Source organism: Neolewinella agarilytica (genome assembly GCF_900110645.1).
Taxonomy (GTDB): Bacteria; Bacteroidota; Bacteroidia; order Chitinophagales; family Saprospiraceae; genus Neolewinella; species Neolewinella agarilytica.
This window is the reverse complement of the sequence record NZ_FOFB01000002.1, coordinates 227,968-254,889: the sequence shown is the minus strand read 5'-3', so window position 1 is coordinate 254,889 and position 26,922 is coordinate 227,968. Positions and strand designations below refer to the sequence as shown.

Annotated in this window: 13 protein-coding genes; 8 read left to right on the top strand and 5 right to left on the bottom strand. The window is 53.1% G+C overall.

Translation table 11 applies throughout. The features are described 5' to 3' along the window. Positions 1–59: 59 nt before the first annotated feature. The 5 genes from BM123_RS03260 to BM123_RS03240 all read right to left on the bottom strand — a co-directional run bounded on the left by BM123_RS03260 (position 60) and on the right by BM123_RS03240 (position 14,621). Positions 60–11,897 (bottom strand): HYR domain-containing protein, encoded by an 11,838-nt coding sequence (locus tag BM123_RS03260; protein WP_090165385.1) that lies wholly within the window; start codon positions 11,895–11,897, stop codon positions 60–62. Between the two features lie 209 nt (positions 11,898–12,106). Beyond that, positions 12,107–12,574: a low molecular weight protein-tyrosine-phosphatase gene (locus BM123_RS03255; RefSeq protein WP_090165384.1), complete on the bottom strand. Its 468-nt coding sequence runs from the start codon at positions 12,572–12,574 to the stop codon at positions 12,107–12,109. Positions 12,575–12,584: 10 nt separating this feature from the next. Further along, the gene (locus BM123_RS03250) at positions 12,585–13,085 is read right to left on the bottom strand and encodes a GNAT family N-acetyltransferase (RefSeq protein ID WP_090165383.1); all 501 of its coding nucleotides are present in this window, start codon (positions 13,083–13,085) and stop codon (positions 12,585–12,587) included. Beyond that, complete coding sequence (locus BM123_RS03245; protein WP_090165382.1) at positions 13,075–14,040, bottom strand: nucleoside hydrolase; 966 nt, start codon at positions 14,038–14,040, stop codon at positions 13,075–13,077. The genes BM123_RS03250 and BM123_RS03245 overlap by 11 nt, the downstream gene beginning before the upstream one ends. 98 nt (positions 14,041–14,138) lie before the next feature. Beyond that, on the bottom strand, positions 14,139–14,621 hold the full coding sequence (locus BM123_RS03240) for a CIA30 family protein (protein ID WP_090165436.1): 483 nt from the start codon (positions 14,619–14,621) through the stop codon (positions 14,139–14,141). Positions 14,622–14,802: 181 nt separating this feature from the next. On the opposite strand from BM123_RS03240, the gene BM123_RS03235 reads away from it, so the two are divergent. The 8 genes from BM123_RS03235 (at position 14,803) to BM123_RS03200 (ending at position 26,854) form a co-directional block, all read left to right on the top strand. Next, complete coding sequence (locus BM123_RS03235; protein WP_090165381.1) at positions 14,803–15,183, top strand: SET domain-containing protein-lysine N-methyltransferase; 381 nt, start codon at positions 14,803–14,805, stop codon at positions 15,181–15,183. A 114-nt stretch (positions 15,184–15,297) separates the two neighbouring features. After that, positions 15,298–16,845: an alpha-L-fucosidase gene (locus BM123_RS03230; protein ID WP_090165380.1), complete on the top strand. Its 1,548-nt coding sequence runs from the start codon at positions 15,298–15,300 to the stop codon at positions 16,843–16,845. Positions 16,846–17,025: 180 nt separating this feature from the next. Continuing rightward, complete coding sequence (locus BM123_RS03225; protein ID WP_090165379.1) at positions 17,026–17,565, top strand: heme NO-binding domain-containing protein; 540 nt, start codon at positions 17,026–17,028, stop codon at positions 17,563–17,565. 3 nt (positions 17,566–17,568) lie between these two features. Further along, positions 17,569–20,439, top strand: coding sequence for a PAS domain S-box protein (locus BM123_RS03220; RefSeq protein ID WP_090165378.1), 2,871 nt, complete (start codon positions 17,569–17,571; stop codon positions 20,437–20,439). After that, the gene (locus BM123_RS03215) at positions 20,436–21,128 is read left to right on the top strand and encodes a LytR/AlgR family response regulator transcription factor (RefSeq protein WP_090165377.1); all 693 of its coding nucleotides are present in this window, start codon (positions 20,436–20,438) and stop codon (positions 21,126–21,128) included. Before BM123_RS03220 ends, BM123_RS03215 begins: the two co-directional genes overlap by 4 nt. Positions 21,129–22,794: 1,666 nt before the next feature. Continuing rightward, positions 22,795–25,419: an ATP-dependent chaperone ClpB gene (clpB, locus tag BM123_RS03210; protein WP_090165376.1), complete on the top strand. Its 2,625-nt coding sequence runs from the start codon at positions 22,795–22,797 to the stop codon at positions 25,417–25,419. Between the two features lie 247 nt (positions 25,420–25,666). Continuing rightward, the gene (locus BM123_RS03205; protein ID WP_090165435.1) at positions 25,667–26,230 is read left to right on the top strand and encodes a UbiX family flavin prenyltransferase; all 564 of its coding nucleotides are present in this window, start codon (positions 25,667–25,669) and stop codon (positions 26,228–26,230) included. A 264-nt stretch (positions 26,231–26,494) separates the two neighbouring features. Then, complete coding sequence (locus BM123_RS03200) at positions 26,495–26,854, top strand: hypothetical protein (RefSeq protein ID WP_090165375.1); 360 nt, start codon at positions 26,495–26,497, stop codon at positions 26,852–26,854. Positions 26,855–26,922: the final 68 nt, after the last annotated feature.

Genomic DNA, 26,922 nt, shown 5'->3' with positions numbered 1-26,922 from the left:
TTCAAAATTCCAGAGCGTCTATCAATCACTAGTACCCGAAAACCAAGCATCACTTCCACCTAATTCCCATCCCAAAAGAAATTCCCGCCGCCAACATTGTTGAGCTGTACCTCAATCGTACGCGGTACGGAAGGCACCTCCGGCCCGTCGCCGTAGTCTTCGAAGAACTGGTATTCGAGGGTGAAAGTGCCGGAGCTCAGGCCCTGGGTAGGGATCATGATCACCTGTTGGTCGGTGTTCATCAGGGAGGCATCGGTGATGCGGGTGGTGCCCGCATCAATCAGCCGCCATTGATGGCGGTCGATGACGGTGCCCTGGCCACCGGGGCTGGGCAGTCCGTCAATCTTCAATACGGTACCGGGTCTGTTACAAACAACGGAATCAACGGCGCCGCTGATGCCCGGATCACGGGGCTTAATCAATATCTGACTCAGGGTGAAACAGCCCGTCTCCGGATCTTCGATCCGGGCAATCACCACCTCTCCGCGGATGGCAGGGTCGAAGGCTGCTGCGGGGATGGCCCCGGTTTCCGCATCGGCATCCGCCATCGAGGTGTAGTAGGTTACGAGGAAGGGCGCAAAGCCGGGGTTGAGCATTCCATCGAGGTCAATGCCACTCAGGTTGGAGGTGGCTGCATTGTCGAAGGCATCGTCAAGGTTGACGGTACCACTGCCCGTTGGGCGGTTCACGACGGCCAGCATGACGGTGTTAGTCGCCGGTGGCGGCGAATCGCTCACGGTCGTCACCGTAAAGGAACAGCTGGCGGAGTTGCCGCTGTTGTCCGTTACCGTCAGGGTAACCTCCTGGCTGGTGCCCAGGTCGGTTAAAACGGTGTCTATGGACGGAGACTGGGTGATGATCAGCGGGGTGACTACGCAGTTGTCCGTCAATAAGGCCAGGTCACGGTAGTCGGGCAGCGTAAAGCCACAGTCTACGCCGAAGTCGATGTCCTGTGCATCCGGGCAGGTAATGCCAGGGGCGTCGTTATCTTCCAGCAGCACCACAAACGAACAGGAGGTTGTATTCCCGTTGCCGTCGTCAGCCGTCAGGGTAACCGTAGTGGAGCCTACGCCATCCAACGTAAAGCCGGGTGCGGGGTCCTGGGTGACGGTGATCATCGACGGATCCGTACAATTGTCCATCACCGTTGCCTGGGCGGTATAATCCAGCAATTCGTCCGTACAGCTGCCGTCCGTAAACTGCGTCTGCGTCGGTGGACACTCAATCGTCGGAGCGGTCGTATCGTCTACACTGATTTCCAGCGTACAGCTGCTGGTGTTTCCGTTGCCATCGTCCGCGGTGAGGGTGACGACCTGCGTCGTCCCGTCTTCGCTGAAGGTCGTTCCGGGAGCAATATCCTGAGTGACCGTGATGCTTCCACTACCGGTACAATTATCGGAGGCGATGGCCTGAGGGCGGTAGTCCGGCAGCTCCACTTCACAGCTTGCGTCAGCGATCAGCACTTCGTTGTCCGGGCAGGTGATCATCGGGCTGATCGTATCCTGCAGCGTGACCGTCACGACACACTGGCTCGTATTACCGTTCCCATCATCGGCCATCAAAACAACCGCTACTTCTGTATCGTCACTGCTGTATTCGGTCAGCGCCAGCGGAGACTGGGTGATAACAATACCACTCCCACCGGTGGCATCAGCACAGTTATCGGTAGCAGTTGTCACGGCTACCAGATCCGGCAGTAATGCCATACAGCCCGCATCAACGTAAATGGTAGAGTCCATCGGACAGCTGAGTACCGGCGCGATAACATCATCAAGGATAACCGTAAAGTCACAGCTCATTGTATTTCCGTTACCGTCATCAGCCGTCAGAGTGACCGTGAAGCTATCCCCTTCGTTCTGATCAGTAATGACCGTTCCGGCCAGCGGACTTTGGGTGACGGTAATCATCGTCGGATCCGTACAGTTATCGTTCGTTACCGCTTCATCGGTGTAGTCCGGCACCGTGAATTCACAGTCCGCTGTCAGTTCTTCCGTTTGGTTCGCCGGGCAGTCGATGCTGGGCGAGATCGTGTCCTGCAGCATCAGATTGAACGTACAGGAAGTCGTGTTCCCACTGGCGTCCTCTACCGTCAGGGTAATGTCCTGGCTGAAGGCCTGTCCGCTGATGACCGTTCCGGCGGGTGGGCTTTGGGTAACAACCAGATCGCCGTTATCCGTGCAGTTATCCGCTACCTGTGCCCGGCTGCGGTAATCCTCCAGGGCGAAGTCACAGCCGGCATCGGGGTTGGCGACCGTGTCCATCGGGCAGACGATGGTGGGCGAGATCGTGTCCACCAGCGAGAGCTCAAAGTCACAGCTAACCGTGTTCCCGTTGCCGTCATCGGCCGTCAGGGTGATGGTGGTCACCGTGAAAGCATCCATCAGCACCGTTCCCGGAGGCGGCGTTTGGGTGTAGACGATCTGGTCGCCGGTGGCCGTTGTCGCGCTTGTTCCGGTCGGGCGGCAGTTGTCTTCGGCAGTCGCCGGACCAATGGCCCAGTAGTCAGGCAGGGTATATTCACAGCTGGCCGTCAGTATGCCCGTCGTATCGTTCTGGCAGACGGTGATGGTTGGCGGTTCACGGTCCAGTAGCGTGACCATAAAGCTGCAGTTTGTCATGTTTCCACTGGCGTCCGTGGCCGTCAGGGTAATGGTTTCGGTCGCGTTATGGCCACTGATCGTTGTACCAATAGCTGGCACCTGAGTGATCGTGATCATGCTCTGATCACACGCACTGCTGGCAGTGGCAACACTGGTGTAATCCGGGATTACGACTTCACAATCGTCGTCAGCGGTCAGTTCCTGATCAGCGGGGCAGGTGATCATCGGTTCGGTACTGTCTTCGAGGACCACCCTGAGCTTACAGCTATCGATATTGCCCGACTCATCGGTGGCGATGATGGTTACTTCCTGAGTAGTGCCATCGCCGCTGAGCGGCGTACCGGGAGCGGGGATTTGCGTAAGGGTAATGGCGGTGGGGTCGGAGCAGTTATCCGTCGGGGCAGCATTAGGCCGGTAGTCGGGCAGCATGATTTCACAGGCACCGTCTACGCTGATCAGATCATCCGCCGGGCAGGTGATCATCGGCGGGATGCTGTCAATGAGTTGCACACTGAAGTCACAACTCAGGCTGTTGCCACTTTCGTCGGTGGCCGTCAGGGTGACGGTAATCAGGCTCGCTTCGTCGCTTACCATGGTGCCGGGCACCGGCACCTGAGTGACCGTGATTCCCGCAGGGTCATTACAATTGTCGGCGGTTTCCGCCAGGGAGGTATAATCCGGAATCAAGGCAGCGCAGGCGGCGTCAACGGCGAGTGTGGTATCGTTCGGGCAGATGATCGTGGGCCGGGTGGTATCGGCCAGCTCAACGGTGATGACACAGGAGGTCATGTTTCCGGAGGGGTCAGTGGCGGTGATGGTCACGCTTTGCGTGGCGTTCAGGCCATCAATCATTGCTCCGGCAAGCGGACTTTGCACCAGCGTCAGCGCCCCCATCTGTGCACTCATCGGCCCACAGTTATCGGTCACCATGATGCTGTCGCGGTAGTCTGCAATCGTCACTACACAGCCCGGGTCGGCGGGGATGACACTTAGTGGCGGACAACTCAATTCCGGGGGAGTATTGTCTTTCACCTCCACCATGAAGGTACAACTGCTGGTGTTGCCATTACCGTCATCGGCCGTAAGGGTCACCATCTCCGTACCAAGCCCCGTCAGGGAAGTACCGGCAGGATTATTTTGCGCGATCGCAGGTGCCGGGGAACAGTTGTCAGCAGCAGTGGCGAGTGGGATATAATCGGGCAGCACCTCCGTGCAGCTTCCGTCCACAAAGATTTCCTGCGTTGGCGGGCAACTAATCGTCGGCGGGGTATTGTCCAGCAATGTGAGCATAAAGGAGCAACTCACCGTATTACCGTTGCCATCATCTGCCGTCAGGGTGATTTCCTGGCTGGTGTTGTGGCCGCTAAAACTCGTTCCCGGAGCGGGCGACTGCGTCACCACAATCGCTGCCGGAACCGTACAATTGTCCTCTACCGTTGCGTTGCGGTAATCCGGCACCAGAGCATTACAGCCGGCGTCTACGAATATCTCCTGATCTGCCGGGCATTCGATTGTCGGGTCCGTCGTGTCCACCAGCGTAATCCGGCTCACGCACTGCGCCGTATTTCCGTTCCGGTCGTCCGCCGTGAGGGTAACGACAATCTCCGTCCCGTCTCCGGTGAAGGTTTGTCCGATTCCGATATTCTGAGTTACGATGATATCAGCCTCCGCCGTACAATTATCCAACACGTCCACCTGAGTGGTGAGGTCTTCGAGGTCGTAGGCACAGTTGTCATCCAGATCGATGGTCTTATCTGCCGGGCAACTGATCGAAGGCGGTACGTTGTCTTCCAGGGTGACCCGGAAAGTACAGCTATCGATATTGCCGTTACCATCATCGGCAATCATCGTCACGTCCAGCGCGTCGCCCTGACCGTTAAGCACCGTTCCCGGGGCCGGGCGCTGGGTGAGCGTGATGGCTCCCGGGCTGGTACAGTTATCCGTAGCAACTACATCTTTGCGGTAGTCGGGTAACAGCGCATTACAGTCCGCATCGGGGCGAACGGTTTGATCACCCGGACAATTCACTTCCGGCACCTCTTCGTCTTTTGCCGTTACGGGGAAGGTGCAAGTGGTCATGTTTCCACTTCCGTCAGTAGCGGTTATGGTGATAATTTCTGTCGTCAAATGCCCCATGATCACCGTTCCCGGAGCAGGGTCCTGGGTGAGAATAATATCATCCTGCGCCGTACAATTATCGGTAGCCAGTGCCCTGCCGCGGTAGTCCCCGATGGTCACTTCACAATCTCCGTTGGCCAACAGCGTATCCGGCTCCGGGCAGGTGAGCAGCGGTGGCAAATCATCAGAAACCGTCAAATCAAACGTACACTGGCTCCGGTTACCGCTCGGGTCCGTTGCGGTGATGGTAACCGTTTGTGTAAAGTCCGGCCCGATCAGGCCGCTGCCCGGCGGGGGACTTTGGGTGATGGTCAGTTCCGTCCGGTCAGCACAATTATCCATGATGTCGGCCAGGTCGCGATAATCCGGGAAAGTGAAATCACAAGCTGCCCGTACGACGGTGTCAATGTCCATCGGGCATACCATCACCGGCGGTAAGGTGTCGACCAGAGTCACCTCAAACGTACAGCTGGAAGGGTTGTTATTCAGGTCCAGCGCCGTAATGCTTACCGTTTGCGGGACGTCCAGATCAGGCAGGGCAAGCACCGTTCCGGCTACCGGGCTTTGGATGTATGTCACGCCTGCTGCCGGCACCATACATTCATTCACGGCGGTTACCAGAGCGGTATAGTCTTCAAATACACCGTCGCAATTGTCGCTACTGGCAATCACGATCTGTCCTCCGGGGCAGGTAATATCCAGAGCGTTTTCATCCACCAGGGTTACGTCAAACGTACAGTCCGCCGTATTCCCGTTACCATCATCGGCGGTCAGCGTAACGGTGACGACCGTTCCGGCCGTCATCAACATTGTTCCGGGAGCGGGAGACTGAGTAATAATAATGTCTTCCTGGGCCCGGCAGTTGTCCAATACTGTTGCGCCGTCGGTATAATCCGGTAGTGGGACCGGACAACTATCATCTACGTTCAATTCCTGATCGACCGGGCAAACGACCGGGTTCGGCGGCGTCTGGTCTTCAAAGGTTACCGTCGCCATACAGGTCACTTCGTTGCCACTGGCGTCTGTCACCGTGAAGGTAACCGGCACCATAGTTCCATCTCCCCCGAACTGCGAGCCCGCTGCGGGCTCCTGAATGATGGTCAATACATTGGCCGAACAGTTATCATCCGTAATCAATGTCGGAATCAGGTCCGGCATCTCGCCGTTGCAATTCTCGTCCAGCGCAATGGTTTGGTTGGCCGCTGAGCAATCTACCGTCGGGTCGATCTCATCTTCAATAAAGACGGTAAAGGAACAATCTGCCGTGTTTCCGGATTCGTCTTCTGCCGTCAGGGTGACGGTAATACTCGGAGGCACCAGACCGTTGAAGACCGTTCCGGGGGCGATGTTCTGGGTAACGGTGATCGCCATCGGGTCCGAACAATTGTCCAGCGGTGTTGACAGGGAGGTGTAGTCTCCCAGCGTGGCGTCACAGTTGGCGGCGTTCAGCAGAATGGTCTGTGAGGCCGGACAGACGATGCTTGGGTCCGTCTCGTCCACGGGGGTAATTTCGAAAGTACAGCTCTGGCTGTTTCCGGCGGCATCGGTGGCCGTCAGGGTAATAGTCTGTGGCAGGTCGAGTTGTGCTTCAGGAATTACCGTTCCTACTGCCGGGCTCTGGGTGATCGTAATGGCGGGGCCGTCGGAGCAGTTGTCCATCGCTGCGGCCTCGCCGGTATAATCCGGCAGCGTAAAGTCACAGCCAGCGCTGACGTTCTCGTCCCGGTCTGCCGGACAGACAATCATCGGCGGAGTCGTATCCTCTGCCGTAACCGGGAAAGTACAGCTGGCCTTATTTCCGTTGCCGTCATCAGCGGTAATGGTGACCATCACGCTTGCCCCGTCAAAAGACAAGATGGTGCCCGCCGCCGGGCTTTGCACGTAAGTGATTTGCCCGCTCATCGCACAATCGTCCGTTGCGGAGGCCATTCCGGTATAGTCGGGCAAGGTCGCCGAACAGTCCGTGTCAAGGGTGAGTGGCCCCGGCGCCGGGCAGGTGATCATGGGGTTCGTAACGTCGATCAACGTCACGTCGAAGCTACAGCTGGCACTGTTGCCGTTGCCGTCGTCAATATCAAAAACGATGGTTTCCACTGTGTTCGCACCACTGACGATTGTGCCCGCTGCGGGCATTTGCTGAATGGCGAGCGCGCCTGCTGCCGTACAGTTATCGTCGAGAATAAGCTGTCCGCTAAAGTCTGGCAAAGCGACCTGACAGCCGGTGGCGTCCAGATTTACGGCCTGTGCGGCGGGGCAGGTGACGGTGGGCGGTGTTACGTCGTCCAGCGAGATGGTTACGGTACAGCTGGCCGTCAGGCCGGCGGCGTCAGTGGCCGTTAACACGACTATTTGGGTGGTACCGTCGTTGCTCAGGATGGTGCCGGCAGCAATGTCTTGCGTTACCGTCACCAGGCCGATGGCGGAACAATTATCTGTTGTCGTAGCGGAGGTTGTCAGGTCCGGAACGACGGCCATGCAGGCGTCGTCAACTTCCAGCACGGGGTTAGGCGGGCAGCTGATGGTGGGTGGAGTAGCGTCGGTCACGATCACCTCAAACGTACAATCGGCCTCGTTGCCCGCCTCGTCCGCTACGGTCATCGTTACGGTGGCCGAGCCCGGGCCGGTGAGCGTTACGCTCCCGGCAAGCGGTGCCTGGGTAACCGCAAACCCGCCAGCCATGGTACAGTTATCGGTTGCCGTCACCAGACTGGTGTAATCCCCGATGGTGAAGCTGCAATCAGCCAGGAGTACCTCGTTCTGATTCGCCGGGCAGGTGGGTACGGGCGGCGTCGTATCTTCTGTCGTCAGATTAAACGTACAGCTGAAGGTATTGCCGGCGGCGTCGGTGGCTGTAATGGTAATCGGAGTTACGGTTCCGTCTCCGGTTACGGTGCTACCCGCCACGGGGTCTTGCGTGATGGTAAGATTTGGCGCGGGCGCAGGTGCAATGGAGGAACAGTTATCCGTGATGGTCGCCATGCCGGTATAATCCGGCACGAGGAATTCACAGTCTCCGTCCAAAGATTCGGTTTGATCATCCGGGCAGACGATCATCGGATCCGTATCGTCCACCGTTTGGTAGTCAAAGGAGCAGCTTACGGTATTCCCCTGTCCGTCGTCGGCGGTAATGGTAACGGAGACCGTTTGTTCGCCGCTGATGACGGTACCGGGCGCGGGTACTTGCACCAGCGTAAATCCACTCATTGAGCAGGTACTGCTCACCATGGCCTGCGGGCGGAAGTCGGGCAGGCTGGCATCACAGTCTCCGTCGAGAATGTCTACCTGCGGGCTTACCGGGCAGCTGATCATCGGTGGCTGGTTATCCATAAACTCCACCTGAAAGGAGCAATTGGCCACGTTTCCGCTCGCGTCGGTGGCCGTCAGGGTTACCGTTACGGGGCTATCGTTGATATCGTACATCGTGCCGGCAGCGGGAGACTGCGTGACCGTAACCGGCCCCTTGCGGGGGTCACAATTGTCGGACACACTGGCCTGGCCGGTGTAATCAGGCAGCGGCACCTCACAGGTGCCATCCACGGCGATGGTCTGAGGGGCGGGGCAGGATATGACGGGTGGGGTCTGATCCACGACGGTAACGTCAATGGTACAACTCGTCTGCAGTCCGGCATTATCCGTCGCCGTGATCGTTACCGTCAGGTCGTTGGAGACATTGGTTCCCGGCCCGGGCGTCTGGACGACGGAGACGCCGCCACAGGCGTCAGATGCCACCCCGTTCATATAGTTGGGCAGGATGGCCAGGCAGTTGTTCGCGTCTACGACCAGAGTTTGGGGGCCGACACAGTTGAGAACTGGTGGTGTTACGTCTTCTTTAATGAAGGTCGCGCTACACTGACTGCTGTTACCCGCTGCATCGGTAGCCGTTACCACTACGTTTTGGGTTGCGGCGGTGAAGGTCGTTCCGGCGGCGGGCGATTGCGTAATGGTGATGCCCGCAGCACCGCAGTTGTCCGTAGCGGAAGCCAGGCCCGTTACATCGGTGACCGTTCCTGCACAGTTGATGGCATCGGCATCTACCGTGATGGGAGCCGGACAGGTGATCATTGGCTGCGTCCGATCTACCGTTATCAGGTCGAAAGTACAATTACTGCTATTGCCATCCTGGTCGGTAGCCGTCAGGGTGATCTGAGTTGTGGTGGCGGAGGTGATCATGCTGCCTGCGGCGGGGCTTTGCGTTACCGTAATCTGATTGCCCTGGGAACAATTGTCCTGCACACCGGCCTGACCGGTAAAGTCCGGCACCACCACTGAGCAGTCGCTGGAAGAGACATCCCGGGTCTGGGTGCCGGGGCAATTGATGGTCGGCGGGGTTTCGTCGTCAAGCGTGAGGGTGTAGGTACAGTTGCTCACGTTGCCGGCTTCGTCAGTAGCGGTGATGGTGACCAAAACGTTCGTCCCGTCATTGCTTCTAACCTCCCCTTGCACCGGCGTTTGCGCCAAAGTAATGCCGGCACCCATCGAGCAATTATCCGTTACGGTAGCATCTCCCGTCAGGTCGGGAATCTGGTACTGGCAGTTTTGATCCACCGTTACATCGGTGTCTGCCGGGCAGGTAAGTGTTGGCGCAATACGGTCTTCGCCCGTTACCGTAAACGTACAGCTACTGGCATTCCCGCTCTGGTCCGTAGCCGTAATGGTGACGGTGTTCGCGCCAATGTTCAGGGTACTTCCCGCCACCGGAGACTGGGTAATGACGATGTCGTTGGTTGCCGTACAGTCGTCACTGCTCTGTGCATTAGCGGTGTAGTCCGCCAGGGTAATTTCACAGTCTGCATCAACGGACACAATAGCATCTCCCGGACACTGCACCGCTGGCGGCACATCATCCACGGTGGTCACCATTACGTCGCCAACACAGATGCCGTCATCGTAGCGAATCGTTTCCGTAACCGGTGCACCGGTGAAGTTATTTCCCAGGGTAACCACCCCGTTCTGATCGACCGTGGTGCCAATGGCACTGCCACCAACGACGCTCCAAACGCCGTTGGGCACATCGGCCGTGATGGCCTGCAGTACGTCACCCGGGCAGCCGGTGTCTTCAAACTGGGTCAGGTTCGGTTCATCAATGAAGCCGTCTCCGTCGTTGTCAATTCCATCGTTACAGATTTCGCCACAGCGGGCATTACCCAGGAAGTTGACGTTGTTCGAGTAGTCACATTCCGGCGTTCCGGTAAGCGGGAAATCGCTGTCTTCAAAAGGAAGGTCAGCTGCCGCAAAGCCCGGGTCATTTACGCTCAGGTAAATGAAAGCACCTGCGGGAACCGCACTAATGGGAATAGTGACCTGTACCGTCGTCTGATCGCCTGCTTCTACCTGCACGGGCAGCGAGGTCGTCTGGATTAGGGTAGCCATTGTCACCCGCGGATCATCGATATAGTAAGAGATGGGCGTGGAAGCCGGCAGTGGTGCCGAACCTGCGTTCTCAATCACAAGAGTTGCCAGAATTTCGTCGGGGCATCCGGAAAAGTCGATGACGGGTAAGCCGTCTCCACCAATTTCCACCATGATGATGGCATCCGGTGCGGGGTATGTGATGACCGCCTCGGGCCCTCCTCCCACAGAGGTCTGTACTAAAAAGTTATTGTACCGCTGCCCGAGCGCCGGGTTCAGGTTATTCTGCTGAAACTGAGGCACCGTCAGGTCATCATTGATGTTGGTGACGTTGTAGCCGTGCTGGTTCCAGACCTGGCGGGCGGGCACCCAGGGTTGGTTGGCACTTTCGTAGACACTGATCCAGTCCGTTCCGGAGGCACCCGGGCCGTTACCTGTCTGAGCCGTAACGATTATTTCTGCCGTTCCGTCACCGTTGACGTCGGCAACGATGGGGTATTCTGTCCGGGTACCGGCCCGGCTCTGAATACGGAAGAGCTCCATCCCCGTTGCACCGTCATAGATGAATAGGTTCTCCTCTTCAGAGTAGACCACTTCCACCGTTCCGTTGCCGTCAAAATCAAAAAGGGTCGAACCGGTTCGTTGCGAGCCGTCATCGAGACCTGTATGCTGCCACAGTGTAACCCATGTTCCGTTGTTCGGGTCGGCATCTCCGTCGTTGTCGATATAGTTACGAACGATATAAATGTTCCGGCCAGCGAAGCCCAGCTCCACGTCGCCGTCGCCGTCGAAATCACCGATGTTGATGCGGCCTCCGGCGACCGTACTGGGGACCTGGTAACTTGGTCCGATAAGTTCATTGGTGTAAGGGTCCCAGGCGTACACATCGCCGGCATCCATGACGGCAATGTCCATCCGTCCGTCGCCATTGATGTCGGCGATGGAGGTAAAACCGTCGCGCAAATTAGTGGGCCCACTGTACTCCGCTGCCAGCTGGTAGGTTCCGTTGTCCATTCCTCCGGCGGGGTCAAAGTCGACGGTCCATACCTGGTTGCCGGCAATGTATTCCATGCCGGCAGCTTCGGGGCCGAAAGTTCCCATTCCATCCGGCCGGGGGTCCCCCGGCTGGTAGAGGTCGAAGTAGATGGGGTAACGATCGGAGTTACCACCGGTACCATAGCCACCAACGTTGACGCTGGCGTCTCCATCAACGTAGCGTTCGCCGGTAATGGCATTGAAGATTCGGTCACCGACGTATATTTCAGGAACTCCGTCCTGATTAATGTCAGCAATTTGTGGGGTAGAGACCAGGTTGTCGTCTCCGATGTTAGTCGCCGTTGTCCAGACCGGGTTCGGGTTGCCGAATTCGTAGCGGGCCAGTACGCCGGTATATTCAATCTGGAAGGCATCTCCCAGGCCATCTTCATCCACATCAGCAATGGCGACCTGGCCGAAGGGGTGGGTTCTTGGGGTGACGATACTTTGCAGGATGCTTCCGTCGTCTCCGCTGAAAATGTGGAGTCGGGAGGGATTATTGTCCCGGCTTACCAGATCCGGTATTCCGTCTCCGTTCATATCTCCAATTACCACGCCTGACCGCTGATCAATGGGATACATCGTCTGATCCGTTTGATACAAGAGGTTGAGCTCGATCTCTTCCAGTTCCGGAGGGGTGAAACCACAATCGGGGACAGGCTGCCCGAAGAAAAAGTCTTCACAGCCAGCTACCCCCGAACAATCGGGGTCAAAGCAGTCAATGAGGCCATCCGCATCATCATCAATACCGTTGCCGCAAATTTCTGCCTGTGCGGATAAGCTATTGCTTACCACAACAAGGGCAAAAAAACATATGAGCTTGTAGAATTCTTTTTTGGGGATAACAAATAAATTTCATGAGACACTAAGACTATAAAGGTAAGACTTTCATGGCTTTAGCGGCAGCACTATACGCACATAAAGCATTAACCCACCACAAAGCTAATCCTGGCAACAAAAAACACCGCCTTACAACCCAAAAACGACTCTCCACCCGCCTCTCGTCAGTAAGCTGAAAGCAATCGGCCAACGGTATTTTCAGCCGCACGTTGCACCAACTCGAATACGCCGGCGTAGGCATGATCATCGTAGTAGGGATCAAAAACATCGGGGCCGTCGGTCTCCTGCAGGCCGGCGTAGTCGAGAAAAAGGTGAATTTTTCGTCTTTGTTCTTCCGTAGCAGCTCTGGCCATCAGGTCCTTTACGTTTTGTCGGTCCATCCCGAAGACAATGTCAAAATTTTCGAGATCTTCCACCGTTACGCGGTGGCTCCGCTGCTCACTGATATCTAATCCGTTCTCCCGGGCGACGGCAATGCTTCTCGGGTCCGGCGGGTTACCCGTATGGTAGCCGGCAGTGCCTCCGCTGGCGACTTCCCAGTCCAGTCCACGGGTTTCTATTTCACGGCGCAGCAGGCCTTCGGCCAGAGGTGAGCGGCAGATGTTGCCGAGGCAGACGGCGAGTATTTTCATGGGAAACGATTTAAATATTACGTTCGAAACACCAAAAGGGCATTTCTCGTTGAGGGAAAAATACTTCTCCTCTTATCCGGTATCCCCTTTGCTCGTAGAACTGGCGTGTTCGTGCATGGCCGGTGTAGGCATCCAGGCGGATGCAAGTGTATCCTTCATCCGCCGCCAGCTGTTCGGCAAAAGTCATTAATTTTTGTGCCAGCCCCCTTCCCTGCAGATGGGGAGCCACCACCAGCCGATGCACCACCATCACCTTACTTCCATCCAGTAACCAATTGATGTCCTTGTACTGCTCATCCTGCCGCTGGTTGAGACAAATGGCACCGGCTATTTGGTCATTGTCGGTAATCACATACAGTTCCCCCCGGCCAATGTCCGTTCTTACGGTCTGTTCCGAGGGGTAATCGTCCGGCCATTGAAAGATGTTTCTTCTCCGCAGGTCGGAGCGGGCGTCGTCATACAACTTATAAGTCTTGACAATATCCTGAGAGGTTGCGGTTCTAATTTGCATTAACTGAAGGGCTTAATCGTTGCCAAAAGTCCTGCTCCATGGCCACTTCATCAATGTCGGTATACATCCAGACACTCCGTTGGGTATTCTCCGGAGGGGTGAGGACACTGATTTCCGGTGCTTGCTCCGGCTTCAGGAAAGCTTGCAGCAGAGCGACATCCCACATTGTTCTCCGGGCATCTCCCGCAGCATTGGTTTCCCAGCGGCGGCGGAGGTAAGCCCCCATTTCACCTGCGCGGGAGAGATGATCAAAGGTGGCATCCATCCCCCAGGTATACTGAATAGCTACGGAGATGGGCATCACGTGCAGCTCCAGGCCTTCGGCATTGAGTAGGAAGTTGGCGGCGTTGAGGTCACGACGGATGTTGAACTCATCCTTGTTCCAGAACTGCCCTTCGAAGTCGTAGCGAAAGCCCAGGGTATAGGCCACCAGCCGCTCGGCGATTTCCGGTTTGAGGGCGATGGCAGAAGCAAGGTTAGTGGAGGCACCGATGCACATAACGGCGAGTTTTTCGCCGGGTGGCAGGGCCATGGCCTGCTCGATGATAAATTGGGCGGCGGGGCTGTCGCGGGCATCGTAATCGCCCCAGGGTTTGCCCATGATGATGTCGGCACCGAGGGGGTGTGGCAGGTCCATCCGATCCGCAATGCGCAGCATGTCTTCGTTTAGTTGCTGGCTTTGGTAGACGGTACTGTCTCCGCTCCAGACGTGGTACCACTGAGCGGAGCTGAGACCGAGCCATTCGATGGTGGGGTCGTCTTCGGCCAGGAGATAGGCGATGGCGAAGAGATCATCGATTTCGTTAGCGGTATCGGAGTCGAGGATAAATTTTCGGGCCTGGTTTGCGGGCCATTCGTGCAGATCGGCCGTCGGAGCATCTGCAGCAGGTTCTGTGGGCGGCGGCGCGCAGGTGCAGAGCAGGGGTAAAAGAAGCAGAGTGAGGAGGTGGCGCATGATGGTTCAGGCTTGGGTTAGAAAGGGAAGGTAAGAAGGTTAAAACATTGCTCCCGGAAATCCCTTTGCATCCTGCGCGCCGTCGCCCGCTCTGTTTCCTATTCCAGCCGCAGCCAGTCCAGTTCCAACTTAAACGTTTGCTCCTTTTTATTGCCGATCAGGATGGCCATTTCGGACAACATTTCCGCCGGGTAGTTTTCCATATTAAGCGGGCGGCCACGAAACTGCGGCGCCAGGGCTTTCAGGTCCAGTACGACTTCTTCCCATTCCCCTGAAGTTTCGAAATAGGCGACATAGGAATGCCGGTCATTATCACTCGTTTTCACTCTGAACTGGTAGCGTTTACCGTCTCCGCGCAACCGCAACCGGACCTTGGTTTTCCCCTCAATCCGGATGGTGGGCATCCGGTAGCGCAGGGAGCTGAAGCCGCCATTATTTTCCAGGGATACCCTGCCGCTATACTCGCCGTGGCCTTCTTCATTGAGGCGAAAATGGCCATCGGACCGGCCACCCATTACCGTATCGTCGACGGTACTCCAGTTTGAAATATCACTTGTGTGGGTAAAGTCGAAAATGGTCATGGGAGTGGGTTGTACGGTCAGCAAAATTAAACAGAGAAGCAGGTGCATATTGCTCTAACCCCAACCAGCCCCAAGAGGTTTTGGTGAGTCTTTTGTTATCTTGTCAGATCAAACCGGTCATACCTGTCTGACCTCCGCAATGTGGTAGCCTACGAGACCAACAAACTTCAAGACTACCAAAATGCTTTCTCTCCCCCATCTTTACGTAGCTCCCAGCGACCTCGGTGGCCGGGGCGTATTTACGGCCCGTTCCATTCCGCCGGAGACCATCATTGAGCTTGCTCCGGTAATTCTTCTCTCTGCTGAAGACCGGGTCATCATTCATGAAACCCATCTGCACGATTACTACTTTCAGTGGGACGGTAACCGTGCAGCCATTGCCCTCGGTCTGGGCTCTATTTACAACCATGCCAACCAAGCCAATGCGGCGTTCAAATTAGACTACGAATTTAAGCAGATCCGATTTGCTGCTGTGTGCGAAATTTCTGCGGGAAGCGAGATCACGGTTGACTATCGTTTGGGGGCTCCGGACATGAAGCTGTGGTTTACGGATGAATCATAACAGATATGGTGAATAAGCTATTCATCATTGTTCTTGTCACCTTTTTGAGCGATGACCTTAGCGAGTAAGCTCTATATTCTGATTCCAACAACTGGCTTACTTAATAGTATCGTTATGCCCACCTTTCTCAGATTCACTTTCCTTTGCGCCCTTTCGGTATTCATCAGCTTTTGTACATCCCCCGCTTCTTCCACTGAAGCGGTACAGGCGGCGAGCTACACCGAAGACTGGACCTCCCTGGCCAAAAATGAAAAAGAGCCCGATTGGTTTAAGGATGCAAAACTGGGCATCTACTTCCACTGGGGCGTCTACAGTGTTCCTGCTTTTCAGAGCGAGTGGTACCCCCGCTGGATGTACGTAGCGGACCGGGGCGACAAATGGGGAGGAAAAATTTACGGTCATCATCAGGCTACCTACGGCAAAGATTTCAACTATCACGATTTCATTCCTGATTTCGGTGCTGAGCAATTTGACGCTGCAGAGTGGGCGGAGCTGTTTAAGAGCGCTGGCGCCAAATTTGCCGGCCCCGTTGCTCAGCACCACGATGGCTTCGCTATGTGGGATAGTGAAATAAACCAATGGAACGCGATGGATAAAGGTCCGGGGAAAGATATCCTGGGAGACATTTTTTCGGAGCTAAAAAAACGTGACTTAAAAACTATCGCCACTTTTCACCACGCCAGGCTGCTGCAGCGCAACGCTCAGGATTCCACGGAGTGGGCGGGCAGTAGCATTAACCCGGGCTCCGGCAGTCATTATCCATATCACCCTGATCTGATTACTTCAACAAACGACCCTGAGCTTAAGTATCTCTACGGCAATATCCCCGCCGATGAATTTCATGATTACTGGCTGGGGCAAGTCAATGAGGTGGTAGACAAATACTCACCGGACATTATCTGGTTTGACTCCTGGCTGGACCAGATTCCGGAAAGTTACCTGCGTAAAATGGTGGCACATCATTTTAATGCTGGTGCGGCAAATGCTCAGGAGGTGCTCGTTGCGTATAAGCAGGAAGACCTGCCGGCTAACGTAGGTGTTCTCGACATTGAGCAGGGCGGCAAGAAAGACATTTCTGATGATTACTGGCTTACGGATATCACCATCAGCCGCAACTCCTGGAGTTACATAGAGGGGCAGACGTATAAGTCGCCTTCGCTTCTTATCCGGAACATGATTGACGTCTGGAGCAAGCGGGGCATCGTGCTGCTAAATGTATCCCCTATGGCGGCGGGTGTAATTCCCGAAGAACAACGTGTTGTGCTGGCCGGTATCGGCCAGTGGATCAGCCAACACGCCGAGGCCGTCTACCCAACCCGCCCCCACGACATTTTTGGCTATGGCCTGGCGGAGATTAAAGATGGCCACTTTGGCGGCCAGGCGGCCAACATTGCCTATACCGAAAACGACCTGCGTTTCACCCTGGCTAAAGATGGCTCTGCACTGTACGTCTACGCTCTCGGGCTCCCCCCTGCGAACACAGAAATGGAAGTAGAGCACATCCTTGGCGGCACTAAGGACTACCAGGTGAAGGGTGTCAGTGTAGTGGGTAGTGAGGTTGCGCTCGATTGGTCAGTTGAGGGAGAACTGCTGAAATTCAGAACTCCCGCACAAGAGGAAATGAATGAAATTGCAACGGTGTTCAGGGTCGAGCTTCAGTAGCTTTTCGTTTATCTATTCCCTAACGATAATAACCTTGACTCTCCCTCCGCTACTGTGAAATCATCGGGAGACAGAGGAGCTATTTACTTTATCCTCCCACTTTTTACGTAAAAAAGCCCCGTCGTTACTTACTTTGTGGTCTGTTTTTGGTTTTGAAAGCTTTTTTTAATTTCATCTCTTATGAAAGGTATAGTTTTTACGGAATTTCTTGAAATGGTCGAATCCAAATTTGGTTACTCTGTAGTAGATCAGATTCTTGATGCATCGGATCTGCCCTCACAAGGAATCTATACTGCTGTCGGCACTTATGATCATGCGGAAATCATTCAACTGTTATCTAATCTATCTTCAGAGGTAGATCTTCCGGCAACAGTCTTGCTGAAAGAATTCGGGGCCTACCTGTTCGATGCTTTCCTGAAGAACTATCCTATGTTTTTCAGCGAAGTGGATAACGTTGTGGATTTCCTGAAATCAATAGACGGCCACATCCACGTAGAGGTGCAAAAGCTTTACCCCGAGGCTGCACTTCCCACCTTTGACTATGAGCTTGATGAAAACCGCTCCATAACATTGATTTACAAGAGTGAACGCAAAATGTCCGCTTTGGCAGAGGGGCTTATCGAAAAGTCCATTGCACATTTCGGTGATCCTTATCAGGTGACTTCGGAGCTCTTAAAAGAAGATGGCAGTAAAGTAAAGTTCTTCATTTCAAAAGTGTAGGTAATGACTGAACTGGAGCTTCTGAAAAAAAAATTAGCGCGTGCGGAAGCGGCGAGAAAGCAGGCAGAGGACATCCTTGAAGCCAAGGCTTTAGAACTGTATGAGGCAAACCAGTCTTTATTGGCATTTAATGCTTCCCTGGAAGAGGAAATAGAAGTTCGCAGCCAGCAATTACTCTCCAAAGAGAACCAATACAAGGCACTAATCAACAATGCGAGTGATATCATTTTCACGGTAGACGAGGAAGGTTATTTCCTGATGATAAACCCCATTGGATTACAAAAATTTGGCTACAAACAGGAAGACATTATCGGGGCCAGATACGTAGATTTCATCCTCGAGGATTACCGGGAAGAAGTTTTTGTTTATTACACCAGGATTAAAGAAGAAAACATTGCTGAAAGCTATCTTGAATTCCCGGTGTTAACGGCCAACAATGACGTCATTTGGGTTGGCCAGAGCGTAACCAAATTGGAGGAACAGGGGAAGGTGCTTTTCTCCGCTGTTGCCAGAGATATTACGGAAAAGGTGAACAACCTTCAGGAACTTAAAAAGGTAAACAGCCGGTTTTCTGCCCTGTTGGAGAACATGATTGACGGCATCCTCGTAGAAGATGAAAACCGCAAGGTAGTACTCGTCAATCAGGCATTTATTAGTCTTTTCAACATTCCACTGACACCTGAAGAAATGGTTGGGCTGGACTGCGCCGATCTTGCTCTTGCAGCAGCGGACTATTTCGTTGAGCCAGACCAGTTCATGGAGCGCATTTTAGAAATCATAAGAAACCAGGAGATCGTCATTGACGAAGAGCTTCCTACTAAGGATGGAAAGGTGTTTTCCCGCAACTTTATACCCATTCTGATAGATGGTGAAAACCAGGGAACTCTTTGGTACTATTCTGACATATCGGATCGGCGAAACCGGGAAATTATCCTGAAACGAAGCGAAGAAAAATACCGGGGGATAATTGAAAACATGGAGCTCGGCATTCTGGAAGTCGACACGGAAGGTGAAATCATCAGAGCCTACGACCGCTTCAATGAAATGACGGGATATACGAATGAAGAGTTGATTGGCAAAAAGGCAAAAGAAACTCTGGTTGTAGATGAATACAGTAGAACTTTTGCCGAACAGACCATAAAGCGGAAAAACGGGATTTCCAGCGCCTTTGAGATGAAAATCCGCAGAAAGGACCAGTCTGAGATCTGGGTCCTGGTAAGTGGAGCGCCGTTTTACAATGAAAAAGGGCAAGTCGTAGGGTCTATCGGTTTGCACTATGACATCACCTCAAGAAAAGAACTTGAGCATGATTTGAAGATGGCCAAAGACGTTGCGGAAAAAGCTCAGCAGGCTGAAAAGCAGTTTCTGGCCAGTATGAGCCATGAGATACGCACCCCGCTTAACGCCATCATTGGCATGACACATCTTCTGGCGGACACCAGGCTGGAATCTGATCAACAGGAATACTTAGAGGTATTGTCTAACTCCGCCAGTCTGCTTCGCAATCTTATTTCGGACATTCTGGATATCTCCAAAATTGACGCTGACACTATTGAGATACAAGAGAAGCCCGTTGACATCGGTTTAATTGGCAAGAAAATACTCCCGACCATTAGTGTTAAAGCAAGGGAAAAGGATTTACAATTTCAATTTAACCTGGATGATGGTATTAGGAATACTGTCTTGTCCGACAACCAACTATTGAGCCAGGTTCTGCTCAACCTTTTAAGTAACGCAGAGAAATTTACGGCAGCGGGATCCATAGACCTGACCGTGAATCTTGAAAAGGAAACGGATACTCACTATCATTTATACTTTGCCGTGACGGACACCGGAATTGGGATGACAGATCGGGAAGCCAGCCTCGTTTTTGACCAGTTCACGCAAGCCAACGCAGCCATCAGGAACGAATACGGAGGGACCGGACTGGGTCTTTCCATATCCAAAAGATTGGTCTCTCTTATGGGAGGAGAACTGGAGGTAAAGTCTAAGAAAGGGAAAGGATCAACTTTTTATTTCCGGCTGGTGCTGAAAAAGGGGCCTCTTCTGTTAAAGGAGAAGACAAATTCGCTTACGGTTAAAGATGACAGAAGCCTCTTCAGCAACAAGAAAGCTTTGATCGTTGAAGACAACTTGATGAACATCAAGTATCTCTCTACCTTACTGAAGAAATGGGGCTTCCAGTTTTCTATCGCCAATAATGGACAAGAGGCCGTTGACATTTTCGGGGAGAATGATTTCGATATCATCTTCATGGATTTGCAAATGCCCGTCATGGACGGATACGAGGCGAGCAAAAAGATCCGAGCGATGGATGCCCGGGGGGAAATTGTGCCCATCATCGCCCTGACGGCCTCCACCTTCCTGTCCAAGAAAGAATTGGCCATGAAGGCAGGAATATCTGACTTTGTCTCCAAGCCATTTACCCCTGATCAACTATTGAATGTAGTAGGAAGGCTCCTGAATACGACAGGCCAACCTCAGGAGGTTGCTACCGAATTTTCGTTTAGTGACCGACTTGACCGAGCTTACCTGAAAAAGATATACGGCTCGGACACTGCGTACGCTTTTGAAGTATTCTCAATATTTCTGGATATTATCGACGGAGAATTCGATTCCATCTTTGCTGCCCTTAAAGCGGAAGACCCCAATGAACTGCAACGCAGTCTTCATAAAATAAAGCCTACCTTTTCCATGGTCGGGCTTACCGGCATAACGAAAAAGCTGGAGATTTTAGAGAAAAACGTTGCTCAACAGTCGATTCAGGAAAGTCGCCAACAGGTTGACGAACTATTTGAGGCTCTGGCTTCGATTAAGCCCCTGCTGGAGGCAGAGAAATCTGCTCTTTACAAGCAATTAAACGTAACCCCATGAAGTGTATTATCATTGAGGACGAGGTGATGGCCCGCAAATCATTAGAGCATCTCTGTGCTAAAGTGGACACCTTTGAGATGGTAGGTGTTTTTGAAGACGCGAATCAGGCAGTTGAGACCGTTGACAAGGGCGACATTGACTTAATGTTCCTGGACATTGAGCTTCCGGGCATGTCTGGCATTGAATTCCTGGAGCAACTCCCTTACCTGCCGCAGGTGGTGTTCACTACTTCAAATACGGATTACGCTTTTGAGGCTTACCAGTATGACGTAACCGATTTCCTGAAAAAACCGATTACTTTACAGAGGTTTCTAAAGGCCGTTGAGAAAATAGAGCTCCGTGAGAAAGAGCTCAAAGCAATTGCTTACGCCAGCGCCACCCACGAAATTTACATAAAGAGTGATGGAAGATTTATCCGCCTACCCTTTGAAAACATCCTCTACTTTGAAAATACCGGCGACTACGTCAAAGTAGTAACCAATAAAGAAACCCACGTCATTCACGGCAGCCTTAAGTCCATTGACCATCGCATCAAGAACCCCCGCTTCTTAAAGATCCATCGATCATATATTGTCAATATGGATAAGATCAAGGACATTGAAGACAATACCCTGGTCGTTGGGTCAAAGGTCATCCCCATTAGTAGAGCGCATAAGCCTATTTTGATGCGAAGCATTAATCTGCTTTGATTGATTCCTGAGCTGAATCAGGAGTAAACTACTCCAAAAAAAGAAGCTCTGCTACCGATAATCGAATTTCACCGGTCAGGCCCTCTTGCCTGGCCCATCTTTGCCGTGCAATTAGCCGGGAACTAGTCACTGGTCAACCTTACTAACGGGTAAGGTTCTTACCAAACTCCTCCGCTACTGTGTAGTAATAGTCCCTATGGTTTTTAGATTTTAATCCCCCTTGTACATATTTTAAGCATCTTATTTTCAACATCTTGATGGGTAAGTCACATAATGTGGCTTACCCTTTATTCTTTCGCCGGAGAGCGTTTGCCTGATCAGGAGCAGCTTCCCGAAAAACGAAGGTTTCCTACCAAAAATAGAATTCTGCCGGCTCCGGGCTCTGCTCCCGTTCATCTTTGCCCTGCAATCAACGAAAAGCAGTTAAGACCACAACAGCCTGCTGCTTACACATCGATCGCACTGATGATATAAGCTTCCACAGCGCTCAACTCATAATAAACCTTTTCATTTTGTAGCGTCTCTCAATTTCACACTCTCAAACGGGCAAGTCACATAATGTGGCTTACCCTTTATTCTTTCGCCGGAGAGCGTTTGCCTGATCAGGAGCAGCTTCCCGAAAAACGAAGGTTTCCTACCAAAAATAGAATTCTGCCGGCTCCGGGCTCTGCTCCCGTTCATCTTTGTCCTGCAATCAACGAAAAGCAGTTAAGACCACAACAGCCTGCTGCTTACACATTGATCGCACTGATGATATAAGCTTCCACAGCGCTCAACTCATAGTAAACCTTTTCATTTTGTAGCGTCTCTCAATTTCACACTCTCAAACGGGCAAGTCACATAATGTGGCTTGCCCGTTTTCTTTCGCCGAGGAGAGAGTTTGCCTAATCAGGAGCAGCTTCCCGAAAAACGAAGGTTTCCTACCAAAAATAGAATTCTACCGGCTCCGGGCTCTGCTCCCGTTCATCTTTGCCCTGCAATCAACGAAAAGCAGTTAAAACCACAACAGCCTGCTGCTTACACATCGATCGCACTGATGATATAAGCTTCCACAGCGCTCAACTCATAGTAAACCTTTTCATTTTGTAGCGTCTCTCAATTTCACACTCTCAAACGGGCAAGTCACATAATGTGGCTTGCCCGTTTTCTTTCAGGGCAATTGAGTCAAAATCATTGATGTGTACCAAAAAACGGAGGTTTCCTACCAAAAATAGAATTCTCTCCGTCCCTGCCTGGTCTTCCATTCATCTTTGCAGCGCAATCAACGGGAAGGGAGCGACTCCGGACGCTTTTATCTCTTTAGAACCTTGATCGCAGTAATGATATAGGCTTCCACAGCTCTCAACTTGTAATAAACCTGATCGTCTTTTTTTCTTGTGCTAAGCTATTCACAGATTTTAGCGTCTCTCAATTTCACACTCTAAATGGGTAGGTCACATAATGCAGGCCTGCCCATTCTTTTGTCCCTGCCCCAACAAGTCCCTGCCTGAAAAAAAGTCAGGCCCAAGCACAAAATACATGACGAAATTACCGATACGTGCACCGGGCACCTCCTTTGCTATGCTAAATACGTGACACCAACGAACCAGAAGCGCTGGTCGTTTCGTTTCGATAGTGTCGCTAATTACTTGACAACCATCCGCTTACCGCGGCAAACATTTGCATAATGAACTTTAACAACTTTACCATAAAGTCTCAGGAGGCTTTACAGCGTGCGGGAGAGATTGCTCTCGGTAACGGGCAGCAAAATATTGAACCCGGCCACTTGCTGAAAGCTATTTTTGAAATTGACGAAAACGTTACGCCCTTTCTCTTCAAGAAGATGGGCGCTAACCTCAATGCGGTCAAGCAAGCAACAGATAGTATTGTTGCCGGCTACCCGAAGCAATCCGGGGGGCAGCAGATGCTTAGTCGCCTTGCCGCAGAAATGATGCAGCACGCTAATGTGATTGCTCGTGAGATGGGAGACGAATTTGTCTCCCTTGAACATATCTTATTAGCTGGTTTAAAAATTAATGAACAGTCTACCCAGGTCATAAAGGATTCTGGCGTTAACGATAAGGTATTGAAGCAAGCCATTGAGGAGTTGCGTCAGGGAAAAAAGGTGACTTCCAACTCTGCCGAGAACAGTTATAACTCGCTGGAAAAATATGCCATTAACCTGAACGAGCAAGCCCGAAAGAACAAGCTTGACCCCGTTATCGGCCGCGACGAAGAGATTCGCCGGGTTCTGCACATCCTTGCCCGCCGGAGTAAAAACAACCCTATCCTCATCGGAGAACCCGGTGTTGGTAAAACGGCTATTGTGGAAGGGCTTGCCCACCGGATAGTTAATGGAGATGTACCGGAGGACCTACGTGAAAAGGAAATCTACAGCCTTGATATGGGAGCCCTCATCGCCGGTGCAAAGTATCAGGGCGAATTCGAGGAACGGCTGAAGGCCGTCATTAATGAAGTTACTCAGGCCGAAGGCCAGATCTTCCTCTTCATCGACGAGATCCACACCCTCGTGGGTGCGGGTAAAGGACAGGGCGCGATGGACGCCGCCAACATCCTCAAGCCAGCCCTGGCCCGCGGCGAACTCCGCGCCATCGGTGCCACCACCCTGGCCGAGTACCAGAAGTACTTTGAAACGGACAAGGCCCTCGAACGCCGCTTCCAGCAGGTAAACGTAGCCGAGCCTAACGAAGAAGACGCTATCTCTATCCTCCGTGGCCTCAAAGAGCGCTACGAAACGCACCATAAGATTAACATCCTTGACGAAGCCGTCGTAGCCGCCGTCCAGCTCTCCGAACGCTACATTAGTGATCGATTCCTGCCGGACAAAGCCATCGACCTCATCGACGAGGCCGCTGCCCGCCTGCGCCTGGAGATGAACTCCATGCCGGAAGAGCTGGACGAAGTTGAACGTAAGATTCGCCAACTCGAAATTGAACGGGAAGCCGTTAAGCGGGAAAATGATGAAACCAAAATGGACCGCATTGCGGCTGACCTGGCGAACCTCGAGGACCGGCGTAACGAACTCCGTGCTCAGTGGGAAACCGAGCGGGAAGTGGTGCTGGGGATTCAGCAGGCAAAAGAACGTATCGAACAGCTGAAGACGGACGCCAAACAGGCCGAACGAAGCGGAGAATTCAGTCGCGTAGCTGAGATTCGTTACGGGCTCATCCCTGAAGTAGAGCAAGAGCTGACTGGCTTCAATGAGCGCCTGATTGAAATGCAGGCCGACAACAAGATGCTCGTCAAGGAAGAGGTTGACGCTGAAGACATCGCCGAAATCGTAGCACGCTGGACCGGCATCCCCGTTACCCGCATGCTGCAAAGTGAGCGGGAAAAGCTACTCCGCCTGGAAGAAGAACTCCATGCCCGCGTAGTGGGCCAGGACGAGGCCGTAGAGGCTGTTGCCGATGCTATTCGTCTGAGCCGCACCGGCCTGAGTAGCCAGGACCGCCCCATCGGGAGTTTCCTCTTCCTGGGCACCACCGGTGTTGGTAAAACGGAACTGGCCAAGGCGCTCGCCGAGTACCTCTTCAACGACGCGGATATGATGACGCGTATCGATATGAGTGAATATCAGGAGGCGCACGCCGTGAGCCGTCTGGTGGGTGCCCCTCCCGGATACGTCGGCTACGACGAAGGCGGGCAACTGACCGAAGCCGTGCGGCGCAAGCCCTACTCGGTCGTCTTGCTTGACGAGATCGAAAAGGCACACCCCGACGTGTTCAATACGCTCCTGCAGGTACTGGATGATGGCCGGCTCACCGACAATAAAGGACGGATGGCTAACTTCAAGAACACCATCGTCATCATGACCTCCAACATTGGCTCTGATTTGATCCGGGAAAAATTCAGCCAGATCGACGGAAATAATGAGGAGGAAATCGTGGAAGAAACCAAAGAGCAGCTTTTCAACGTACTGAAGCAAACGGTACGCCCGGAATTCCTGAATCGTATCGATGATGTGGTGATGTTCCGTCCGCTCAGCCGGGGCGATATCCGTCAGATCGTGGAGCTTCAGCTTCGTGAGGTAACCCAGCAACTGGCCGAGCAGGACATCCTCCTAACCGTTGCGCCGGAAGCGATGGATTGGCTCGCGGCCGAGGGCTACAACCCGGAATTCGGTGCACGCCCATTGAAGCGTGTCATCAAAAAACGGGTGCTGCGGCAGTTGTCTAAGCAGATGCTGGCCGACGAAATTCAGCCCGGCAGCCAGCTGGTGCTTGATGTGTTCAATGATATCGTCGTGTTCCGTAAAGCTCGGGAAACCGAGCGGGTAGCGGAAGCGGTGTAAAGAAATGATGAGTGTTTTAGTGTGTGTTCGAGGCCGGGAGCTTATGCTTCCGGCCTTTTTTTATGCGCGGGACCGCAGGTGCAGGGTAAAGTCTAAATAAGCCATGCTCATTACAACTTTAACATTGCACCTGCGGCCGCGCCCCCTGATGGTTAGTGCCGTTTACTTTTCTTTAAACGGTATTAATCACTACCTCGCCATTTTACTAAATCCACAACCAATCAGCCTTTGTCCCCGTTCCAATTTTATGCATAAGCACAAAATCGTAGTCGCCATCGGCGGCAGTAGTGGGAGCCTCTACGCCAAACTTCTCCTCGACCGCCTCGCCACTCTGAAAGATCAGTGGGAAGCCGTCGGCGTGGTGATGACCGGCAACGGAAAGGTCAACTGGGAGCTGGAGCTCGGCTCCTTTGATGCTTCCGTTTACCCCTTTGATTTCTACGAAAAAAACGACTTTAACGCTCCCTTCGCCTCCGGCTCTGCGAAGTACGGCACGATGCTCGTCTGCCCCTGTAGTATGGGACTGATGGCACGAATCGCCACTGGCGTCAGTCAAGACCTCATCACCCGCGCCGCTGACGTAGTCTTGAAGGAACGCCGCCGGCTCATCGTCGTTCCACGGGAGACCCCACTTAGCCTGATCCATTTGCGCAACATGGTTACCATTACCGAAGCCGGTGGCATCATCTGCCCCGCCATCCCGAGCTTTTACTCGGGCGCGGAGACTAAAGAAGAGATCGCCCTGACGGTGGTGGACCGGGTGCTGGATCTGGCAGGCTTTGAATTGGAGAGCTATCGTTGGGGAGAGTAGTTTGTACCGCCGACTTCAGTCGGCGATTCAAACAGGGTAATCGCAAGCTCGGGTAATGCGGATCTCAAAGCGTCCCGCTGTATTGCGGGACCTTTGAGCGTTTCGGCGGAGAGATTGCGATTACCCTGGCGGTTCACCCCCATTCGTCGATCTTAACATCCTTTTTATCGTTAAATAATTTTTGAGTGCAACCCAGGGCGGACCTTTGTCGTCACTAATTACAAAGCATTTAACCCACTGTTTATCAATTTAATAACCTGAACCATGAAAAAGCTGATTTTTTCCGTTTTCGCCTTATTCCTTTTCGCAGCAAGCCCGGTTTTCGCTAATTCTGACAATCCACATGAGCCACTCATCGTGCGCAGCCAGGTGGCAGAAGGCGGGCTGGAAATAGTACTGGCGAACCTGGAACAACAAACCACTACCCTTTCACTTACCCGTCTTGATCGTAAGAAGAAGGTATTCACTGACTTCATTCGCAAGCACAACGGCTACAGCTACAAGCTGGCCCTTGACAAGCTCAAGAATGGACGTTACCTGCTCGCCGTCAAAAAAGGTGATGTGATACGCCAGCAGGTCATCCTCATTTCTGATCAGGGGATGATGTGTAGCGACTGGAAGTAATGACAGTGGTCATCCCCCTCGTCTGTTGGGGTGTTTGACTACGTCTAGTACAGTGTAACGTTTTTAGC

Excerpts from the sequence above, each read along its gene's own strand:
- BM123_RS03255 (WP_090165384.1), bottom strand. The coding sequence starts at position 12,574 with ATGAAAATACTCGCCGTCTGCCTCGGCAACATCTGCCGCTCACCTCTG.
- BM123_RS03250 (WP_090165383.1), bottom strand. The coding sequence starts at position 13,085 with ATGCAAATTAGAACCGCAACCTCTCAGGATATTGTCAAGACTTATAAG.
- BM123_RS03245 (WP_090165382.1), bottom strand. The coding sequence starts at position 14,040 with ATGCGCCACCTCCTCACTCTGCTTCTTTTACCCCTGCTCTGCACCTGC.
- BM123_RS03240 (WP_090165436.1), bottom strand. The coding sequence starts at position 14,621 with ATGACCATTTTCGACTTTACCCACACAAGTGATATTTCAAACTGGAGT.
- BM123_RS03235 (WP_090165381.1), top strand. The coding sequence starts at position 14,803 with ATGCTTTCTCTCCCCCATCTTTACGTAGCTCCCAGCGACCTCGGTGGC.
- BM123_RS03230 (WP_090165380.1), top strand. The coding sequence starts at position 15,298 with ATGCCCACCTTTCTCAGATTCACTTTCCTTTGCGCCCTTTCGGTATTC.
- BM123_RS03225 (WP_090165379.1), top strand. The coding sequence starts at position 17,026 with ATGAAAGGTATAGTTTTTACGGAATTTCTTGAAATGGTCGAATCCAAA.
- BM123_RS03220 (WP_090165378.1), top strand. The coding sequence starts at position 17,569 with ATGACTGAACTGGAGCTTCTGAAAAAAAAATTAGCGCGTGCGGAAGCG.
- BM123_RS03215 (WP_090165377.1), top strand. The coding sequence starts at position 20,436 with ATGAAGTGTATTATCATTGAGGACGAGGTGATGGCCCGCAAATCATTA.
- clpB (WP_090165376.1), top strand. The coding sequence starts at position 22,795 with ATGAACTTTAACAACTTTACCATAAAGTCTCAGGAGGCTTTACAGCGT.
- BM123_RS03205 (WP_090165435.1), top strand. The coding sequence starts at position 25,667 with ATGCATAAGCACAAAATCGTAGTCGCCATCGGCGGCAGTAGTGGGAGC.
- BM123_RS03200 (WP_090165375.1), top strand. The coding sequence starts at position 26,495 with ATGAAAAAGCTGATTTTTTCCGTTTTCGCCTTATTCCTTTTCGCAGCA.